General features: G+C 47.5%; 14 protein-coding genes. 7 read left to right on the top strand and 7 right to left on the bottom strand.

What is annotated here, in order from left to right; all coding sequences use genetic code 11:
• Window positions 1-66 precede the first annotated feature (66 nt).
• The 5 genes from Q1Q15_RS01960 to Q1Q15_RS01940 all read left to right on the top strand — a co-directional run bounded on the left by Q1Q15_RS01960 (window position 67) and on the right by Q1Q15_RS01940 (window position 7398).
• Window positions 67-978 (top strand): dihydroorotate dehydrogenase, encoded by a 912-nt coding sequence (locus Q1Q15_RS01960; RefSeq protein WP_300455901.1) that lies wholly within the window; start codon window positions 67-69, stop codon window positions 976-978.
• Window positions 975-1793, top strand: a complete 819-nt coding sequence (locus Q1Q15_RS01955; RefSeq protein WP_300455898.1) for a dihydroorotate dehydrogenase electron transfer subunit — start codon at window positions 975-977, stop codon at window positions 1791-1793. Before Q1Q15_RS01960 ends, Q1Q15_RS01955 begins: the two co-directional genes overlap by 4 nt.
• A gap of 23 nt (window positions 1794-1816) precedes the next feature.
• The gene (gene pyrE / locus Q1Q15_RS01950; protein ID WP_300455895.1) at window positions 1817-2485 is read left to right on the top strand and encodes an orotate phosphoribosyltransferase; all 669 of its coding nucleotides are present in this window, start codon (window positions 1817-1819) and stop codon (window positions 2483-2485) included.
• Between the two features lie 84 nt (window positions 2486-2569).
• A complete protein-coding gene (locus Q1Q15_RS01945; RefSeq protein WP_300455892.1) occupies window positions 2570-5446 on the top strand; it encodes a CheR family methyltransferase in 2877 nt (958 codons plus the stop codon).
• Between the two features lie 77 nt (window positions 5447-5523).
• Window positions 5524-7398, top strand: a complete 1875-nt coding sequence (locus Q1Q15_RS01940; protein ID WP_300455889.1) for a PAS domain-containing sensor histidine kinase — start codon at window positions 5524-5526, stop codon at window positions 7396-7398.
• On the opposite strand, the gene Q1Q15_RS01935 is transcribed toward Q1Q15_RS01940, so the two are convergent.
• Together Q1Q15_RS01935 and Q1Q15_RS01930 are read right to left on the bottom strand one after the other, a co-directional pair.
• On the bottom strand, window positions 7393-7968 hold the full coding sequence (locus tag Q1Q15_RS01935) for a 2-oxoacid:acceptor oxidoreductase family protein (RefSeq protein WP_300455886.1): 576 nt from the start codon (window positions 7966-7968) through the stop codon (window positions 7393-7395). The two genes, Q1Q15_RS01940 and Q1Q15_RS01935, sit on opposite strands and share 6 nt — an antisense overlap.
• Window positions 7965-9818, bottom strand: a complete 1854-nt coding sequence (locus Q1Q15_RS01930) for a thiamine pyrophosphate-dependent enzyme (protein WP_300455883.1) — start codon at window positions 9816-9818, stop codon at window positions 7965-7967. The genes Q1Q15_RS01935 and Q1Q15_RS01930 overlap by 4 nt, the downstream gene beginning before the upstream one ends.
• A 169-nt stretch (window positions 9819-9987) precedes the next feature.
• Between Q1Q15_RS01930 and Q1Q15_RS01925 the strand changes: the two genes are divergently transcribed.
• Window positions 9988-11859 carry an SLC13 family permease gene (locus Q1Q15_RS01925; RefSeq protein ID WP_300455880.1) on the top strand — a complete coding sequence of 624 codons (1872 nt, stop codon included), beginning with the start codon at window positions 9988-9990 and terminating at the stop codon, window positions 11857-11859.
• A gap of 27 nt (window positions 11860-11886) precedes the next feature.
• Window positions 11887-13032 (top strand): M20 family metallopeptidase, encoded by a 1146-nt coding sequence (locus Q1Q15_RS01920; protein WP_300455877.1) that lies wholly within the window; start codon window positions 11887-11889, stop codon window positions 13030-13032.
• Here Q1Q15_RS01920 and Q1Q15_RS01915 read toward each other — a convergent pair.
• The 5 genes from Q1Q15_RS01915 to Q1Q15_RS01895 form a co-directional block, all read right to left on the bottom strand.
• A complete protein-coding gene (locus Q1Q15_RS01915; protein WP_300455875.1) occupies window positions 13029-13622 on the bottom strand; it encodes a hypothetical protein in 594 nt (197 codons plus the stop codon). The two genes, Q1Q15_RS01920 and Q1Q15_RS01915, sit on opposite strands and share 4 nt — an antisense overlap.
• A gap of 64 nt (window positions 13623-13686) precedes the next feature.
• Complete coding sequence (locus Q1Q15_RS01910) at window positions 13687-15276, bottom strand: multiheme c-type cytochrome (RefSeq protein ID WP_300455872.1); 1590 nt, start codon at window positions 15274-15276, stop codon at window positions 13687-13689.
• 120 nt (window positions 15277-15396) lie between these two features.
• On the bottom strand, window positions 15397-16587 hold the full coding sequence (gene nrfD / locus Q1Q15_RS01905) for an NrfD/PsrC family molybdoenzyme membrane anchor subunit (protein ID WP_300455869.1): 1191 nt from the start codon (window positions 16585-16587) through the stop codon (window positions 15397-15399).
• The gene (locus tag Q1Q15_RS01900) at window positions 16587-17387 is read right to left on the bottom strand and encodes a 4Fe-4S dicluster domain-containing protein (protein ID WP_300455867.1); all 801 of its coding nucleotides are present in this window, start codon (window positions 17385-17387) and stop codon (window positions 16587-16589) included. The genes nrfD and Q1Q15_RS01900 overlap by 1 nt, the downstream gene beginning before the upstream one ends.
• Window positions 17384-17920, bottom strand: coding sequence for a hypothetical protein (locus Q1Q15_RS01895; RefSeq protein ID WP_300455864.1), 537 nt, complete (start codon window positions 17918-17920; stop codon window positions 17384-17386). The genes Q1Q15_RS01900 and Q1Q15_RS01895 overlap by 4 nt, the downstream gene beginning before the upstream one ends.
• Window positions 17921-18184: the final 264 nt, after the last annotated feature.

Genomic DNA, 18184 nt, shown 5'->3' with positions numbered 1-18184 from the left:
TGTTTCAAATTGCCATAATATGGTAAGAATTGCCAGTAAAGATAAATTTTTATAGAATGGACAGACATGATGACCCTCCAGTTTCTTGGAAAAACATTGAAAAATCCCACGGTGCTGGCTTCCGGAATTCTTGGAAACAGCAAGGATATTCTTGAAAGGGTGTATGAAAACGGCTGCGGCCTTGTGACCATGAAATCCATCGGTCCAGCCCCCAGAGATGGTCATAAAAACCCCACGGTGCTGGATCTGGGTCACGGGATGATCAATGCTGTGGGCCTGCCGTCTCCAGGATATTTAAACATGGAAAATGAATGGAAAAATCTTGAGCAAAGAGACTTTCCGTTAATTGCCAGCGTCTATGGCGGGTCTGTCAGGGAATACCAGATGGTGGCCGAATTTGTATGCTCAAAAAAACCGGATTTTATCGAAATCAATATTTCCTGTCCCAATTCTGAACAGCACGGCATGATATTCGGGATCAATCGGCAGTCCTCCCATGATGTTGTCTCTGCCGTTAAAAGCGTCATTAATGTCCCGCTCATTGTCAAACTGACCCCCCAGGCCCCGGATATCGCAGACATTGCCAAAGCCTGTGAAGGTGCCGGTGCCGACGTCATCTGCGCCATCAACACAGCGGGTCCTGGTATGGTCATTGATATTGAGTCCCGAATGCCGGTGCTGGCCTTTAAAAAAGGCGGACTGTCCGGTCCCATGATAAAACCCATTGCCGTCCGGTGTGTGTTTGATATTTACAAAGCGGTCAACATCCCCATCATCGGGCTTGGTGGCATTACCACGGGAGAAGATGCCATAGAAATCATTATGGCCGGGGCAAGCCTGGTGGGAATCGGCAGCGCGGTCCGGTACAGGGGAATAGACGTGTTTCAACAGGTTGCAGATGAGATGGACGACTGGCTGTCAACCCATCAGTTAAGTTTAAAAGAGATTAAAGGGGCAGCCCATAAGGAAAAAAAATGACGATACCCATGACCGATCAGAAGCATATCATGCTCAGGGTTGAAGAAAAAAAAATGGAAAGCCGGGAATTTGCCACCCTGTTTTTTCAATATGCCCTGCCGTTTGCGCCCGGTCAGTTTATCATGGTCTGGATTCCGGGCATTGATGAAAAACCCTATACCCTTTCCTATCATTCAGACAAGAGATTTGCCATCACCATTGAAGCCAAGGGAATCTTTTCCCAAAAGGCCGTTACCCTGGACAAAGGGGATCTGGTGGGTATCCGGGGGCCTTTTGGAAAGGGGTTTGACATTAAACCGGACGAAACCGTCGCAGTTGTTGCCGGCGGATTTGGTATGGCGCCCCTGGCCACTTTGGTGGAAACCCTCAATAAAAACACAACCATTATTCATGGGGCAAAATCCAAAGCGTTTCTCCTGTACCCGGAACGGTTTAACATCCAGCGGCAATTTTGTACGGATGACGGCAGTTTCGGCCACAAAGGCCTTGTAACCGACCTCCTTGAAAAGGAAATTGCATCGGGCAAGCACTTTGACTGTGTCTATACCTGCGGACCTGAAATCATGATGTACCATGTTTTCACCCTCTGCGAACACCACCATATCCCCTGCCAGGTGTCGCTGGAACGGTATATGAGATGTGGGTTCGGGGTTTGCGGGGCCTGTGTCTGCGGCAAGCAGGTGGTCTGCAGGGACGGACCGGTCTTTAACACAGACGCCCTTCGACAGATGCGGGACTTTAATACCCGGGCCCTGTTAAAATCAGGCAAAGCCGTGGATCTTACCGAGTATTTTTCCTGGCGATGCAAATCATAATGATGGCTAAAGGATGGTTGTAAATGAGTTATAAAGAAGAATTTATTGATTTTTTAATAGACTGTGATGCCTTAAAGTTTGGTGACTTTGAATTGAAAAGCGGCAGGATTGCCCCCTATTTTATCAATACCGGCATGTTCGACACCGGTTCTAAAATAAAGACTCTGGGCATGTTTTATGCCAAAGCCATCCGTGAGCACTATGCCGACACCTTCGACGGCATCTATGGCCCGGCTTACAAGGGAATCCCCTTATGTATTTCCGCAGCCCAGGCCCTGGCCGGCATGGGCATGGATAAAGGGTATGTGTTTAATCGAAAAGAAGCCAAAACCTATGCAGATAAAAGCCTTGTGGTGGGTATGCCCCTGACATCCGATACCCGGCTGATTTTAGTAGATGATGTGATTACCTCGGGCAAAGCCATCCGGGAATCCCTTGACGTGTTAACGGCCTGTAACACCCCAAAGGTCTGCGGTATTATCATCAGTGTAAACCGCCAGGAACGTGGGAAAACAGACAAAAATGCATTAAAGGAACTTGAACAGATCCTTGATATTCCCATCCACGCCATTGTCACCATCACCGACATCAAAGCCTACCTTTACAATAAAAAAATCAAGGGCAAGGTCATCCTTGATGATGCTATACTGACAAAAATTGAAACCTATCTTGAGGAATATGGTGCCGCTTAAAAATTAACGTGTTCTCATGTTTAAAAAATGGGGAATAAAACGGCAATAAGGCATCTGCTACTTTTAAAATCAGGGAGATTTTCAATGACAAAAAAGGACGTCCCCCAGTCGGCCAGGATCAAAACAAAATTCCCCATCGTTGGAATTGGCGCTTCTGCCGGCGGTCTGGAGGCGTTTGAATCATTTTTCACATCCATGCCTTCCAACAGCGGCATGGCCTTTATCCTGATATCGCATCTGGACCCCACCCATGTCAGTATCCTGCCGGAGCTGATTCAAAAAAAGACGGAGATGACCGTCACGGTGATAACAGATGGTTTAAAAATGAAGCCCAACAGCGTATATGCCATTCCCCCCAACAAGGATGTGGCCATTTTAAACGGGGTTCTGCACCTCATGGACCTGCCCCAACCCCGGGGATTCAATCTTCCCATTGACAATTTTTTCAAATCTCTGGCCCAGGACCAGGGTGCCAACGCTATCTGTATCATCCTCTCGGGAACCGGCAGCGACGGCAGCCTGGGATTAAAACAGATCAAGGGTCAACTGGGCCTGGTCATGGTGCAGGACGAGGAGTCTGCCAAATATGCCGGTATGCCCCGCAGTGCCATTGCCACCGGGCTGGTGGATTATGTGATGCCCGTGGACAAGATGCCGGAACAGCTGATTAAATATACCCGGCATGCCCTTGTTGAACCAACGGGTAGGATCTGTAATAATAAGGATCAATTTCAAAAGGCCCTGCCAAAAATTTTCATCCTTCTTCGGGCCCACACAAAGCATGACTTCTCCCTTTACAAAAAAACCACCATTATCCGGCGGATTGAAAGACGAATGCATGTGCATCAGATTGATAATGTTCAGGATTATGTCACCTATCTCCAGACGCGTAAGCGTGAGGTATATGTCCTGTTTAAGGATCTTCTCATCGGCGTGACCAGTTTTTTCAGAGATCCGGAAGCGTTTGATATCCTCAAAAATAACTTTTTATTCCATCTAATTGCGGATACATCAGAAGATGATATGGTCAGAATCTGGGTGGCCGGATGCAGCACAGGCGAAGAGGCGTATTCCATTGCGATTCTTTTACAGGAATGCATGGAAAAACAGTATCGGCAGGTTGATGTTCAGATCTTTGCCACAGATATTGATGAAGAGGCCATCAATATTGCCAGGTCCGGTCTCTACCCATTGAGTATTTCAGCAGATGTTAATCCTGAACGGTTGAAACGGTTTTTCACCAGAGAAGAAAACCATTTCAGAGTAAAGAAAACCATCCGGGAAATGCTGGTATTTGCGCCCCAGAATTTGATTAAGGACCCGCCGTTTACTAAACTGGATGTCCTCAGCTGCCGGAATCTTCTGATCTATCTGGGACCGGAACTACAAAAAAAATTACTGCCCGTGTTTCATTACAGCCTGAAACCCCATGGGATCTTATTTTTAGGGTCATCAGAATCCATTGGTCAGAATACAACTCTGTTTAAAATCCAGGATAAAAAATGGCGATTATTCAAACGCCAGTCCACCTTGTCAATCACCAGACCCATATTGGATTTTCCGGTTCTACCACCCCATGAACACACAGCAGCGGCACAAACCATTGAAACTGTCAGAAAAGCTGAAAATATCAATAGTTTTATGCTGGTGGAAACCATTCTCAAGCAAAGTGGCACGCCTCCCTGTGCCATCATCGATGAAAAATCAAATATCGTGTATACCCATGGCCGCACCGGCAAATACCTGGAGCCGTCCATCGGCAAGACCAGCATCAATATTTTAGAAATGGCAAGACCCGGCCTTAAACCGGTTCTATCTGCTGCCATCCGTAAGGTCTCCGCCCTTAAACAGGAATTCAGCTATAATGGAATAGATATCCAGGACAATGGCGGGGGGATAAAAGTCAATTTAACGGTGAAACCGGTCCTGGCGTATGGCGCTGTCAGCGGCATGCTCATGATCATTTTTAATGACACAACACCCGTGAAAAACCAGATCATACCCAAAAAATCGAAACAAACCGAAAACGTGACTCAGCTGAAACAGGAACTGCAATTTACCAAAGAAAATTTACAGACCACTATCGAAGAGCTGGAGACCGCCAACGAAGCGCTCAAATCCACTAATGAGGAACTGCAATCAACTAACGAAGAACTGCAATCCACCAATGAGGAGCTGGAGACCTCAAAAGAAGAACTTCAGTCTCTTAACGAAGAATCCGCCACCGTAAATGCGGAACTTCAAAGCAGAATTGATGAGTTGTCAGATGCCAATGATGACATGAAAAACCTGCTGGACTCCACTGAAATCGGCACGATCTTTCTTGATATCGACCTGAATGTCAGACGGTTTACCAACCGGATAACCCGGTTGATTCCGTTAAGCAGTGCAGACATTGGCCGGCCCATCAAGCATTTTGCCACTGAATTCAAGGACTTTAATATCTTTGAACATGCACAGCAGGTACTAAAAGATCTGATAACCCAGGAATTGGAAGTGGCAAGCAGAAACAACACATTTTTTCGAACCCGGATGATGCCCTACCGCACCATGCACAATGTTATTGATGGGGTTGTGATTACCTTTGAAGACATCACTGAATTCAAACAATTCCGTTTGACCACCCAACGCCTGGCAGTTATCATGGATTCAAAGGACGCTGTCATCATTCAGGATAATGACGGAACCATTACCTTCTGGAATAAGGGCGCTCAAAAATTATATGGGTATACTGAACAGGAGGCCTTGAAAATGAACATCCTTGATATGATGCCCAGGGAAAACCATCAGGAATCCCTGGCGTTTATGGAAAATGCCTTCACCGGCAACCTCTTCCAAAGCCTTGAAACCCAGCGTAAAACCAAAGACGGCAAAACGATAACCATCTGGCTGATGGCGGCAGCACTTAGAGATGAAAAAGATGCCATCAATGGTATCGTCACCATTGAAAGGAGGAATTGACAGCCTTTCCAGGCCACAAAAAATGAATGATCCTTTAAAACAGGCTCTATGCCTTTCCTCATAAAAAAGGTATTGCTATGAAAAAAAATCAAACTGCCCAGGAAAAGTTCAATCAATTACGCAGGCAGGCTGAAGAATTGATGATAAAAAAGAATGTCGCAGTCGCACCAGCTGTTTTTGAAAATCCACTGACATTAATTCATGAGCTCCAGACCCTTCAGATTGAACTGGAACTGCAGAACGAGGAACTGCAGCGTTCCCAACAGGAGCTGATGGAATCCCAGATCCTTTATGCCGAACTCTATGATTTTGCGCCACAAGGATACGTCACCCTCAGTTTAAAAGGTATGATCCTCAAATCCAATCTAACCTTTGCAGAAATGCTGTCAATGGAAAGGAAGCATCTGATAAACCAGCCATTGTCTGACTATATTATTTTCCAAGATCAGGATATCTATTACCAGCATATGCGAAATCTGTCCGACTTAAAAACACGACAAACTTGTGACCTGCGCATGCAGAAAAAGAAGGGCCTACCCTTTGATGTGCATCTGGAAAGCACGATCCGTTTTGATGAACAGGGAGATCCGGAACAATATCGAACCATTGTCATTGACAATAGCGAGCAAAAAAAGGCTGAAAATGCCTTGGAAATGGCAAAAAAAGCGCTTGAAGCCCGGGTAAAAGACCGTACGAAAAAGCTTGAAACTGCCAACCGGCAACTCCAGCGGGAAATAGCAGAGCGAAAAGCCTGTGAACAAAAAGAAATAACCCTGGAAAAACACCTCAGGCAAGCCCAGAAAATGGAAGCCCTGGGCACCCTGTCCAGCGGAATTGCCCACGACTTTAACAATATCCTTACCAGCATTATTGCCTATACACAATTGCTGGAGATGCAGAAGTTTCCTGACATAAAATATATGAAACACAGCCTGGGCCAGATTTTACAATCTGCCTATCAAGCCAGAGATTTAGTCAAGCAAATTATGATGTTCAGCCGGAAGACCGAACAGATAAAAGAACCGGTCATGATTGACCTTGTGATCCGGGATGTGGTTAACATGATGAGAGCCTCATTGCCTTCGACAATTAATATCCGGGAACAGATGAGCGTTCAACCCTGTATCGTCTTTGCAGATCCGGTCCAGATGCACCAGGTCCTTATGAATGTCTGTACCAATGCGGTCCATGCAATGGGCAACCAAAGCGGTGTTCTGACAATAAAGCTGGATATGACGGACCTGAACCCAGAGCAATGCAAATTGACAAATGGCATCCCCCCTGGAAAGTATGCCCAAATTATGATCAGCGATACAGGACAGGGGATACTACCGGCGAATATCCAGAAAATTTTCGATCCGTATTTTACCACTAAAAAACTCGGGGAAGGGACCGGGTTGGGACTCTTTGTTACCCACGGCATCATCAAAAATCATGGCGGTGCCATCCTGGTGGACAGTCATTTGGGCCAGGGCACGACGTTTAAGCTGCTTGTCCCGTGTTTTTTTGAACCCGACATCAGGGCAAAGGAATCCCCCCCCCCGGCCATACCCCCTGGGAATGCTGCTGTCCTTTTTGTGGATGATGAGGCGGCCATTGCCATGGGCGTCAAGATGGTCTTGACGCATCTGGGATATGACATCGTTGCTACAACGTCCGGAAAACAGGCGCTGGTAGTTTTCAGTAAGGAACCTGAACGGTTCGATATGGTGATCACCGACCTGACCATGCCTGAAATGACCGGTGATGTGCTGGCGTCAAAAATAAAAAAAATCCGGCGCGATATCCCTGTCATCCTCTGTACGGGATTGTTAGAAGAAAATTCTAAAACAATCCTGGCGAAATATGAGGTGGATGCGTTTATCCAGAAGCCTTATGATAAACAGACACTGATTGAAAGCATCCAGCGAGGGATCAAGAAAGCCAAGCCGGAAAACCCCGATTGTTTATGATGCATACCCCTCAAAAATCGCCCTGTTTTTTTTTAACATTTCCCCTGTCAGCAAATCTTCCAGGGCCATATCATAATGTTCTTTTGTTACGCCGGGAATAAGCCGTTGTTTTGCAAGAGACCCCAAAAGGGCCATGTTCTGCATTCTTGAATCTTCCAGGAAACGTGTATTCACTTTTATCTCGGTTGCATCCGCAATCTCACAGGCCGTCTGAATCTCTCTGGCTGTAATTTCAGTGTTCAGGCCAAGACGAACGGGAAGCGGCTGCCAGGACACATCCAGGTAGACCAGGGTACCCCCCGTCTTCAAGGCCACCTCAAGTCCCCGCAGGGCTTCATGGATTTCCAATCCCAGAACCAGGTCAGCACTGTGTTTCATGATCATTGGGGAATGGATTTTTTCACCACATCGAATCATGGAAACAACCACCCCCCCGCGCTGGGCAAGTCCGTGGGTGTCCACGGCAATGACGTTGATCCCGGCATGATCTATCCCCCTCAACACGGCCTGGCTTAACAATCCAATGCCCTGGCCCCCAACACCGGTGATATGAATATTATAGGATTTCATTTTGCTCCTTTTTCAAAACCAATGGCCTGTTCCGGGCATGACGGTGTGCATGATCCGTCTCCGATACAAAGATCCAGATTAATCCCCACACTCTCATCCGGGTTTCGAATGAATGTGGGACAGCCGAACCGCTCCACACAGTCGTGGATTTTGCTACAGGTTCCAGAGTCAATGGTGATATGCTGTTGAACAAACCCGGATTTTTTCCGCTGGTGCCGTGTGAACTTGAGCATACAAGGGTGTCTGGCAATGACGACACTGATGCCGTTTATATTCAGGGATGTCTTTACAAGGTCTGTTAATTTAGACTGGCTATAGGTATCACACGAGCGGATGCTCTCAATGCCAAGCCCCTTTAAAAAGCCTTCAATGGGAATTTCACTGCCGGCATGATCCTGGTGACCGGTCATGGCCGTGGTACCGTTTTCCATGATAATCAAGGTGATATTGTGATGGTTGAACAAGGTGTTGATCAAGCCTGGCAGGCCGGCATGAAAAAAGGTCGAGTCCCCTAAAAATGCCACGACTCTTTTTTTGTCATTATACAAGGATAACCCGGATGCCATGCCGGGAGACGCCCCCATGCACATTAAAATCTCTCCCATGTCATACGGTGGCAGGTACCCCAGCGTGTGACAACCAATATCGGCTACCGTAACATCTTCCTCTCCCAGGGCTTTTTTTATGGCAAAAAAGGCACTCCTGTGACCACAGCCAGGACACATCTGGGCGGGCCTTGTAGGGACTTCCATTGGCAGGACAGCGGCTTTTGGCGCTTGAGTCATCATATCCGGCCAGATCCTTGCAAATATGCCCGCTACCTTATCCGGGGTGTACTCACCCACATAATCCTCATCCTGAGTTTTCCCCATCAATTTTATGCTCAGCCCGGCATCATAGGCCAGGGCTTTTATCTGAATTTCAAGGATATCGTCCAGTTCCTCCAGGATCAGGATCTGGTCATGGGCGGTTAAGAATGAAAGCAGGATGTCCTTCTCAATGGGATTTATAGCCCCCAGCTTCAGGATATCCGGGGTGTAAAGGGCTTGCTCGAGCCCATCAAGAACGGACAAATAGGTCAACCCGGAGGTGATGATGCCTTTGCCCCGGCTGTTGTTTGAAATCAATGCCGTATTCAGCCCCACATCCTTAATAAAATGTCCGGCTCGATGCATTTTTTGAATGGATTGCCGTTTCATATCCAGGGCCATGGTGGTCAAGGGGATATACGGGCCATTTTCCCTATTAAAATCAGTTTTGTAAGGCATCCTTTCTTCATATGTATCAAAGGTAACCTTTTGCCGCGCATGGCAGACATGGGTGGTCATCCTCAGGACCACAACGGTTTTTTCTTTTTTTGCAAGGGCGGCGGCATATTTATAATATTCATACGCCTCCCGGGGGGAAGCCGGTTCAAAAACCGTTACCCGGGCCATTTTATAAACATTTCGATTGTCCTGCTCATTCTGGGAGGAATTGGCACCCGGGTCATCTCCCAGAACCACAACCATCCCGCCGATGATATTCATCAGTGACAACTGGACAAAGGTATCAAGGGCAACATTCAGGCCAACGCTTTTAAAAAAAACGCAGGAAAGATTGCCATTTAATGCGGCGCCAAAAGCCACTTCCGTGGCCACTTTTTCATTGACTGAAAATTCAAAATAAAAGGGTCGGCGATCTTCGGGAATGCTTAGAATAGCCGTTGCGATCTCAGGGGTCGGCGAACCAGGATAGGAGGCGACCACTTTTGTCCCGGTTTCTATCATTGCCCTGACAACCGCCTCGTTCCCCATTAAGATTTCTTCAAAGGGATCACTGCCCATAAGGAGTTCACCTAATTTTTTCATATATACATCCTTGGGAAAAAGGTTGGTATTTAATCGTCATACTAACACGAATTCCTTTTTCAAACATTAAAAATATTTGAAAAAGGATGCTGCTTTTTCAGCAGCAAGATTCTTGACTATTCGGGTAATGTTGAATACACTCTCCATACAAATCGTATTGCGAGGAAAAATGATTCCATCTCCTGACATAACATCGGATATGATAATCGTATTCGGGTTTTTGATTTTTGTGATCCTGCTGTTTGTTTTTGAAGTGGTGCGGGTTGATATGGTGGGGCTTTTAATGATGGTGCTGCTGCCATTATCCGGCATCATCGAACCGTCCCAGGCCATCAGCGGCTTAAGTTCCAATGCGGTTGTTTCCATCATTGCCGTCATTATTATCGGAGACGGCCTTGATAAAACAGGTGTCATGAATATTTTTGCCCGGCATATCATCAAGTTTGCCGGAAAAAGTGAGGTTCGCATCATGGCCCTGATTTCAGGAACGGTTGCCTTCATTTCCGGTTTCATGCAGAATATTGGTGCTGCCGCTCTGTTTTTACCGGCAACCAACCGGATCTGCCGGCAACTGAATGTGCCCATTTCAAAGATTCTCATCCCCATGGGATTTTGTGCCGTTATCGGCGGATGCCTTACCCTGGTAGGGTCGAGCCCCCTCATCCTTTTAAATGACCTGATGGCGGCGTGGTGGTCAAACAATCCTGGCGTTTTAGGAGACAAACCCTTTGAGGCCTTTGGACTTTTCAGTGTCACCCCCATCGGTATTGCCCTTGTCATTACCGCTATTTTTTATTTTATTATCTTTGGAAGGTTTGTTTTACCGAAGGTTATCCCTGAGGATAAGGACCAATGCTTCCTCGACTACGACCTTGAATGTACCTATGGTCAGGAAATCCATAATGCCTATGAACTGAATATCCCTGCCACCTTTATCACAAAACGGCTGGATGAATTGGAAATACGACCGAAATTCCATTCCACCGTCATCTGCATCTGCAAACAGGGCGCAGGCGATGGCTGGTATAAAGTCGCCGTTCCCTCAAGATCCGATATTATTGAACCCGGTGATATCGTGGGCATTATCAGCAACAATGAACATATTCGTCATCTGGCCGAGACCATGGGCTGGGAACTGTGTGATGAACTTAACCACATGAGCGAGGTGTTATCTCCTGACAACGCCTGCATCACCGAAGCCATTGTCACACCCAGATCCGAACTGGTGGGAAAGACCTTGCACCAGATCTATTTCAGAAAACGATACCAGGTCAATCCCATCGCGCTTTTCCAAAAGAACAAGGTGCTGCTTGAAAATATCTCGGCAACCAAAATTCAACCCGGGGATGCCTTTCTCCTGTTTGGGGAGTTGGAAAAATTTCATTTACTCCAGCACAAAAAAAATCTGGCCTTTACAGAGCATATCCAGGGGGAACTCATGCACCCTGAAAAAGCAGGGTTTGCTATTGGCTGCCTTGCCCTGGCCCTTTTTCTGGCACTGGGGCTGAACGTCCAATTGTCCATCGCCCTGCTCACCGGGGCCATCGGTATGATTCTCACCCGAGTTTTAACCATTGATGAGGCCTATCAAGGGGTTGACTGGATGACGGTTTTTCTGCTGGCCGGTCTGATCCCCCTGGGTCTGGCCTTTGAAAAAACCGGGGCGGCCCATTATTTATCCACCGCCATTGCCAATCTCCTGCAGGGGGCACTCACCCCCCTGGTCTTGTTTCTGCTCATTGGCTGTTTAACCTCTTTTTTTACCCTGATGATCTCCAATGTTGGTGCAACCGTGCTCATGATTCCCCTGGCCATGAATTTGGCTGTCCAATGCCATGCAGACCCCAGAATGGCTGCATTGCTGGTTGCCATTGCGGCATCAAACACGTTTATTCTTCCCACCCACCAGGTGAATGCCCTGATCATGAGGCCCGGCGGTTACAAGGTCATGGATTATGTCAGAGCCGGTACCGGTATGACATTTCTATTCATTGGCGTGGTCATGTTTATCCTGTATTTTTTCTATGGCATCTCTGGCTGAAATCCGTTTTAACAGAAGGCGTAACAGATGAAACCCTATATTGCCTCCCGGCACGACCAATTTTTAGCTGATTTTCAAACCATTGTGAACATTGACAGCAGCAGTGATAACAAACCCGGCATTGAAAGCGTGGCCCGATTTTTTGACACCCGGTTTTCCCACATCGGTCTGAATTCCCAGGTGCTATTTTTAGGGGACAATAAAATTCCCTGCCTCTATGCAGCGCATAAAAAGGGAACATCCCCATTTGATATCATGTTTCTAGGGCACATGGACACGGTATTTCCCCCGGGAGAAGTGGCAAAACGACCGTTTTCAATCAAAGATGGCAGGGCATTCGGACCGGGTGTCTGTGACATGAAAGGCGGGTTGCTTGTGGTGCTGCATGTTCTTGAAACCCTTAAACATGAAGGTATTCTCGGCGCGCTCTCCGTGTGTGTGGCGTTTAATGGGGATGAAGAAACCGGCTCCCACGCCTCCAAAAAATGGATCCAGTCAACGGCAAAAAAAAGCCTTCGAACCTTTGTTTTTGAACCCTGCCGGCCCGGATATCGGTTCGTCCTTCAACGAAAAGGCGGCGGCTGGTTTCACGTCTGTGTAAACGGCCGGGAAGCCCATGCCGGTGCTGACCCTGAAAAAGGGATCAACGCCGTTGTGGAACTGGCCCACCAGATCGTCAAGATAAACCGGTTAAATCAAAATGATATGGGGACATCGGCCCAGGTGACGGTCATCACCGGTGGTGATAAGGTCAATATTATTCCCGACAGGGCCACGGCCTCTGTTGATGTGCGAATCTTAAAACAGGAAGAAAAAAACCGTGTTGAAGAATTTTTTCATACCCTGGGCAAAACCCCCTGTATAGAGGGATCAACCATCCGTGTTCAGGGCCGGATCGATCGGCCGCCCATGGAAACGGGGAAGGCTACCCGCCAACTGTGGGATCTGGTCCGATCCACAGGAGAAAAAATCGGGCTGCCCCTGGAAGCGATTTCAACCGGGGGATGTTCTGACGGCAATTACACGTCTGCCTGCGGCACCCCCACCATTGACGGGATGGGCATTGTGGGAGCCAATTCCCACAGCATTGACGAGTATGCTGAACTTGACAGTATTGACAACATGGTATGGCTTGTGGCCCAGGTCTGCAAGGCGATTCGCGAGGAAAATTAAGCCTTTTTATCTTTAAAAAGCCTTAGAATCGGATCTGAACTGATAATATAATAGACATGACCTGATGAGGGATCTTTACCCTTTTCCATGATGTTGATGTCACTGATACATTTCACGGTTGCCAGGATTTTAAGGGTTCGCTTGTCATGTCCTGCGGTATCAAATTCTCTGGCGGTAATTTTTCCTTTTTCTCCATAGGCCCAGTAAACCACCCGGTCATGGGCCAGGACCGTTGGGTCATCAAACTGCAGATACAGGTCACCGATGAGGTCTTGAATTTCCGGCTGTGTTAAGGTTTCAAATTCTTCATAAAGGATAAGAATCCGGTGGGTTGATTTCTGGGCCACCACAACCAGGTTTTGATCTTTGAATTTAACGGTATCCGGTGCAGCTGCATCCATTGGATTGGCCGAGGCTGTTTTGAGTTGTTCGGGATTCAAAACCGCCCCTAAAACATATCCCTGCCGCTGAATATTCAATGCTTCAACCCGCTCAAAAAGAGGGGCCAGGTCATTGGCATAAAGTCTGACCGACATCAGACAAAGCAGCAGGGACAGGAGAATACACCCCTTTATATTTTTTTCAGGCATAGGGAGATGTCCAAACTATTCCGGCAGGACAGCAGGCAATGCTGTCCTGCCGGAGACATTTTTTTTACTGGTTATATCTTAATTTATTTTCTTCTTCGATCAACTGCATGGTTTCAGCACTGCCACCGGTTTTTATCCATAAATGTTCCGGTTTGGCCATAAGCGCTTTGATATAGGTCCGGTATCGCTCCCCCTTATCAGCATGATCCGCCATTTCCTGGACTTCCGGTAAAAACTCATGGTAAAAATTTCTGGAAATTTCATACATCCCATGCCAGTGAGTGTAATCCGGTGCAAACATGGCAGCAGCCATCCTGGCCCTCCGGCCTTCATGGTGCCAGATTTCAAACCAGGTATACCCGATTCGATGCTGGAAACCCGAATTTTCCCAGATCCCGTCTTCTTTTAGCATGTTCACCAGTTCCACACCGGGTTTGGCGAATTTTTCATTGTACAGCATCACCACATCATCCAGCTGCCGATAAAAATTATCAGCCTGGTTGATGCCATGACAGGACTTGCAAACCTCCTTCATGTTCGATCGCCTCTGTTTCCAGGACATAACACTCTGGATGGTTTTTTCAGAAACGATTTTCTTTAGCTTATCGCCTTCCCTGGAATAACTTTTTGCCGTGGCTGTCTGTCCGGGGCGGGGTGCTATATCTCCGGTAATATCCGTGCCCGTACCGTCTGTAAATATCACCCGGTTCAATTTTGAAGAAACAGGGGCCCTTAAGTTCCACGAAATCCTGTCTCCCACATTATGGCTGTTTTTAGCCACCGCACCATTGAGTTTAATAAAGGACCCCATGTGGCAAGTGGAGCAGGTGGGGGCGGTATAATAATCATCCCCTAACACCCAGGACCCGTCTTTCAGGATATTCATGCCGTCAGGAGAATTTCCCCGCTCAGCCGTAAAATAGGCAATCCCGTGTTTGGATTCTTCATAGATCTCTTTTTGGGGATGATCCGGCCCCAAATGGCATTTCCCGCAATTTTCAGGCTGTCTTGCCCTGGATGCAGAAAAAGAATGTTTGGAATGACAGGCATTACAGGCCCCCTTGCTGCCGTCGGGATTAATTCTCCCGATACCGGAATTGGGCCAGGTATTATAATCCATTTGAGGGGCATCTGTTTTGGATCTCAGGGCGTTTCCGTCCTTATCCTTTTTCAACGATACGATGGAGCCGTGGCACTGCCAGCAGCCGCTGGCCATGTTTGCCTTATTCGAGGGCATCCCCCCCACCACTTCTGCCAACATATTATCAAGGGATGCCATGATTTCACCGGCAGTGGCATGATGCGACTGGGCCATTTCCCTGGCCTCGGGTTCATGACACATGGCACAGTCATTGGGTGAAAGAATGGCTTTGATAAAGGCACCTTCATGGGTGTACCCCATTTCTTCCCCCACATTTGCAGCATGACAGGTAAAACACCCGATCTGCCCGTCTTTGGCAGCTGCATGGGCTGAATTTTCCCATTGCCGGACCAGGGACGCATTTTCTTTTAAATGACAGGTGATGCACTTTTTGTTCATTTCCTGGTTCTTTTTGTTTTTTACATCAAAGGATTCCTGGGTCAACGCAAACGCCATCCCCGGGACAAAAACAACCATCATCACAAAAACAAGTAATGACCTTAAAATTATCATATGGCTTTCCTCCCAAAATATAAATTAAACTGCAAATGATTCCATTTTCACTTTTTGCGCGACCGCGTCGATTGACGGCAACACCTCCTTTCCGGGATTTAACGGTATATTGATTAAGGGTTACGTTACGGTCGTTTCATTATCGGGTGTCCAGAAAGGAAAAATCCGACTCAATACAAAAAGAATCATAAACGGGATGGCCATGACAATGATCACGGCAAGAATGCCTTCTTTGTCAAACCATTGGGGATGAAACTCGGTATACCCCCTTGCACTCTTGCTCATGAGCTGACCACCGATGACAACATTCCACCGCATGATCAACACCTGCAGCAAAAGAATCGCCGAGACAACCGCTGCCCAAAAATGATACATCGCCCGTCCCATACGAAAAAAAGCCATCACCCCCAGAATGACCAGCGGGATTACCGAACAGATTTTAACCTGCCACAACCAGAAGGAGCTGGCCAGGGGACCGTTTAAAAGGCCCTCCACCATGTGGTGATACCCGGATTTCAAATATGAATGGGAAAATACCTCCAGCATCTCAAACGCAAAGGCAAGGATGAAAAAAAGGGTCAATGTCTTGATACACGTCTTGATGCAGTCCGAATCAATGGACCGGCCGGTTATTTTTCGGATGACGATATAGGCCAGAATAATGGCAGAGATTCCCGATAAACAGGCGGAAAAGAGAAAAATCACCGGCATCAGGGGGGTTGACCAGGTGGGAATGGCTTTAACACCACCAAAGATAAAGCCCACATACCCGTGAAGCACAGCGGCAATGGGAATACCGATGCCCACCAGAAACCGGATGATCTTCCGGTCAAGCGCCAGGGAATAAGTTGAAAGATCCCGGCTGTCAAAGGTTATGGCCCGGTACAGCAGCTTGAGCAATCCTTTGGAAGTGTCTCTTAATACCACCAGATCCGGACGATAGACAAACAACACGATAAACACCAGAACCCCCATGGACACGGCATAGATATATCCAAACCCTGCCATGGCCGAACTGGGACTGGGGGTTAACAGCATGTTGAGATTTCGCTCGGGCCGGCCCAAATGGAGCAACAGCGGCAAGGTGGCACAACACAGGAATGCCAGGGCAAACAAAAGGGAAAACCGGGCCAGGGGTTTAAGACTTTTGATATCAAACAGATAGTAGAGGGCAGCAATGATAAAGGCCCCGTCAACAAGTCCTGTAATATAGGGGTACAATACGATCATCATGCTCCAGTGAACATGTAAATCATTGGGGAAGACATAATTCGATATCAGCATCGTTGCCGTGCCATTGACAGCATCCATCAAACCACCTCCCTTCTGGCACCCTTGTAATAAAGGGCCGGCCAGGTCCCCATTTCTTTTTTCAATACGGTCAAAACACCGGGACCCTTCAGAATGTTATAGACTTCCGAGGTGTCATCCCGCATGGAACCAAATTTCCTGGCACCGGTGGGACAGACCTCTACACAGGCCGGCAGCAACCCTTTTCTGACCCGGTGATAGCACCAGGTGCATTTTTCCACCACCCGGGTAACCGGGTTCAAAAACCGGACAGAATAGGGACAGGCCTGGATGCAATAGGCACAGCCCACACACCGTTTTTCGTCCACCAGGACAAATCCGTCCGGAGAAATAAAGGTGGCCCCCACCGGACACACCTGGACACAGGGAGCTTCCCTGCACATATTGCACAGCTTGGGCACAAAAAAGGTGTCTCTTATGTCCTCATCAATATCTGTTCTGGGATGCTGGTATCCATCCAGCCCCCCATTGGGGCAGTCCACATAGATCTGGTCGCTGAATCCCTTTACATACCGCTCAACCCAGGTCCGGTAGTTCCCATCGGGTACATTGTATTCCCTTTTGTCCGCTACACAGCAGGACCCGCAGCCGATACACCGGGTAATATCCACGATAAACACAAACGCCTGGTTATGGATATCATAGGCGGTGTCCCGGATGCCAGGAATCTGTTCCGGGATTTCCAGACTGTCACCGCCCATGGGCCAGACCAGGTACAAAGAACCGGCAATGGTGCCATTTAATACGTTTTTGACGAAAGATCGCCGATTCATTTTCGGGGAGGGATCTAAGATTTTCATCTGCCTGCCTCCGTCCATCGGGTCATCTGTTTTGCCCGGATAATATATTTCAACGGCGCATGAACATGATGGCATTGATTGCAATTGTGGGTGAGTTTGACGTTCTGGTCTGCCAGGTGGTTGGGCATGGCAACGGTTTTAATGACGAGTTCACTCCTTGCCTTTATTTCCGTATTATGGCATCGGAGGCACAGGGTGGTGATCTGCTTTTCACGTTTAACAGGAAGGGTTCCGATCTTCCGGCCGTTCTCTACATGATCCATATATGTGCCATGACAAAATTCACAGGAGATGGTCTGATGGCGACCTGTTTTATGAATACCGGCTTCATAGGCATGGCACTTAAAACAACTGGCATTGGTCCCATGGCGAATGGGAACAAGGGCTGCTTCGGCAATGGCATTTGCCCGGTAGGGGCCGTAAACGCCAAAAGAGTCCGGCAGCAGCAAGTGTTTCAATAAAAGCCCCCCCCCGGTCAACACCCCCAGGCTGATCAACACAATCAAAAGACGCAAGCGATAGCTTAATTTCACACCGACCTCCTGTGGTTATTCCTAACCTGGGGTTTGAATCGTCCATTGCAACCCGAATTTTATGTTTATTTGCAGACATTGAGAATACGCATCAGGAACTGTCTCTACAATAAATGCAAGCATACCATTACCCGATTAACCAGGGCAAGTTTTTTTTCAAATACCAAGGTATTGATTTGCTTTTTATCCTGTTGCATATTAAACTTCAGTTGATATTTCGCGCCATATTAAGGATCGTGAACCAAACAAATTGATCAAGGGAGA

It is taken from the genome of Desulfobacula sp. (assembly GCF_030145145.1).
In the GTDB taxonomy this organism is placed as follows: Bacteria; Desulfobacterota; Desulfobacteria; order Desulfobacterales; family Desulfobacteraceae; genus Desulfobacula.
Note: the sequence above shows the minus strand (reverse complement) of the source record. Positions and strands in the feature narration are given on the sequence as shown.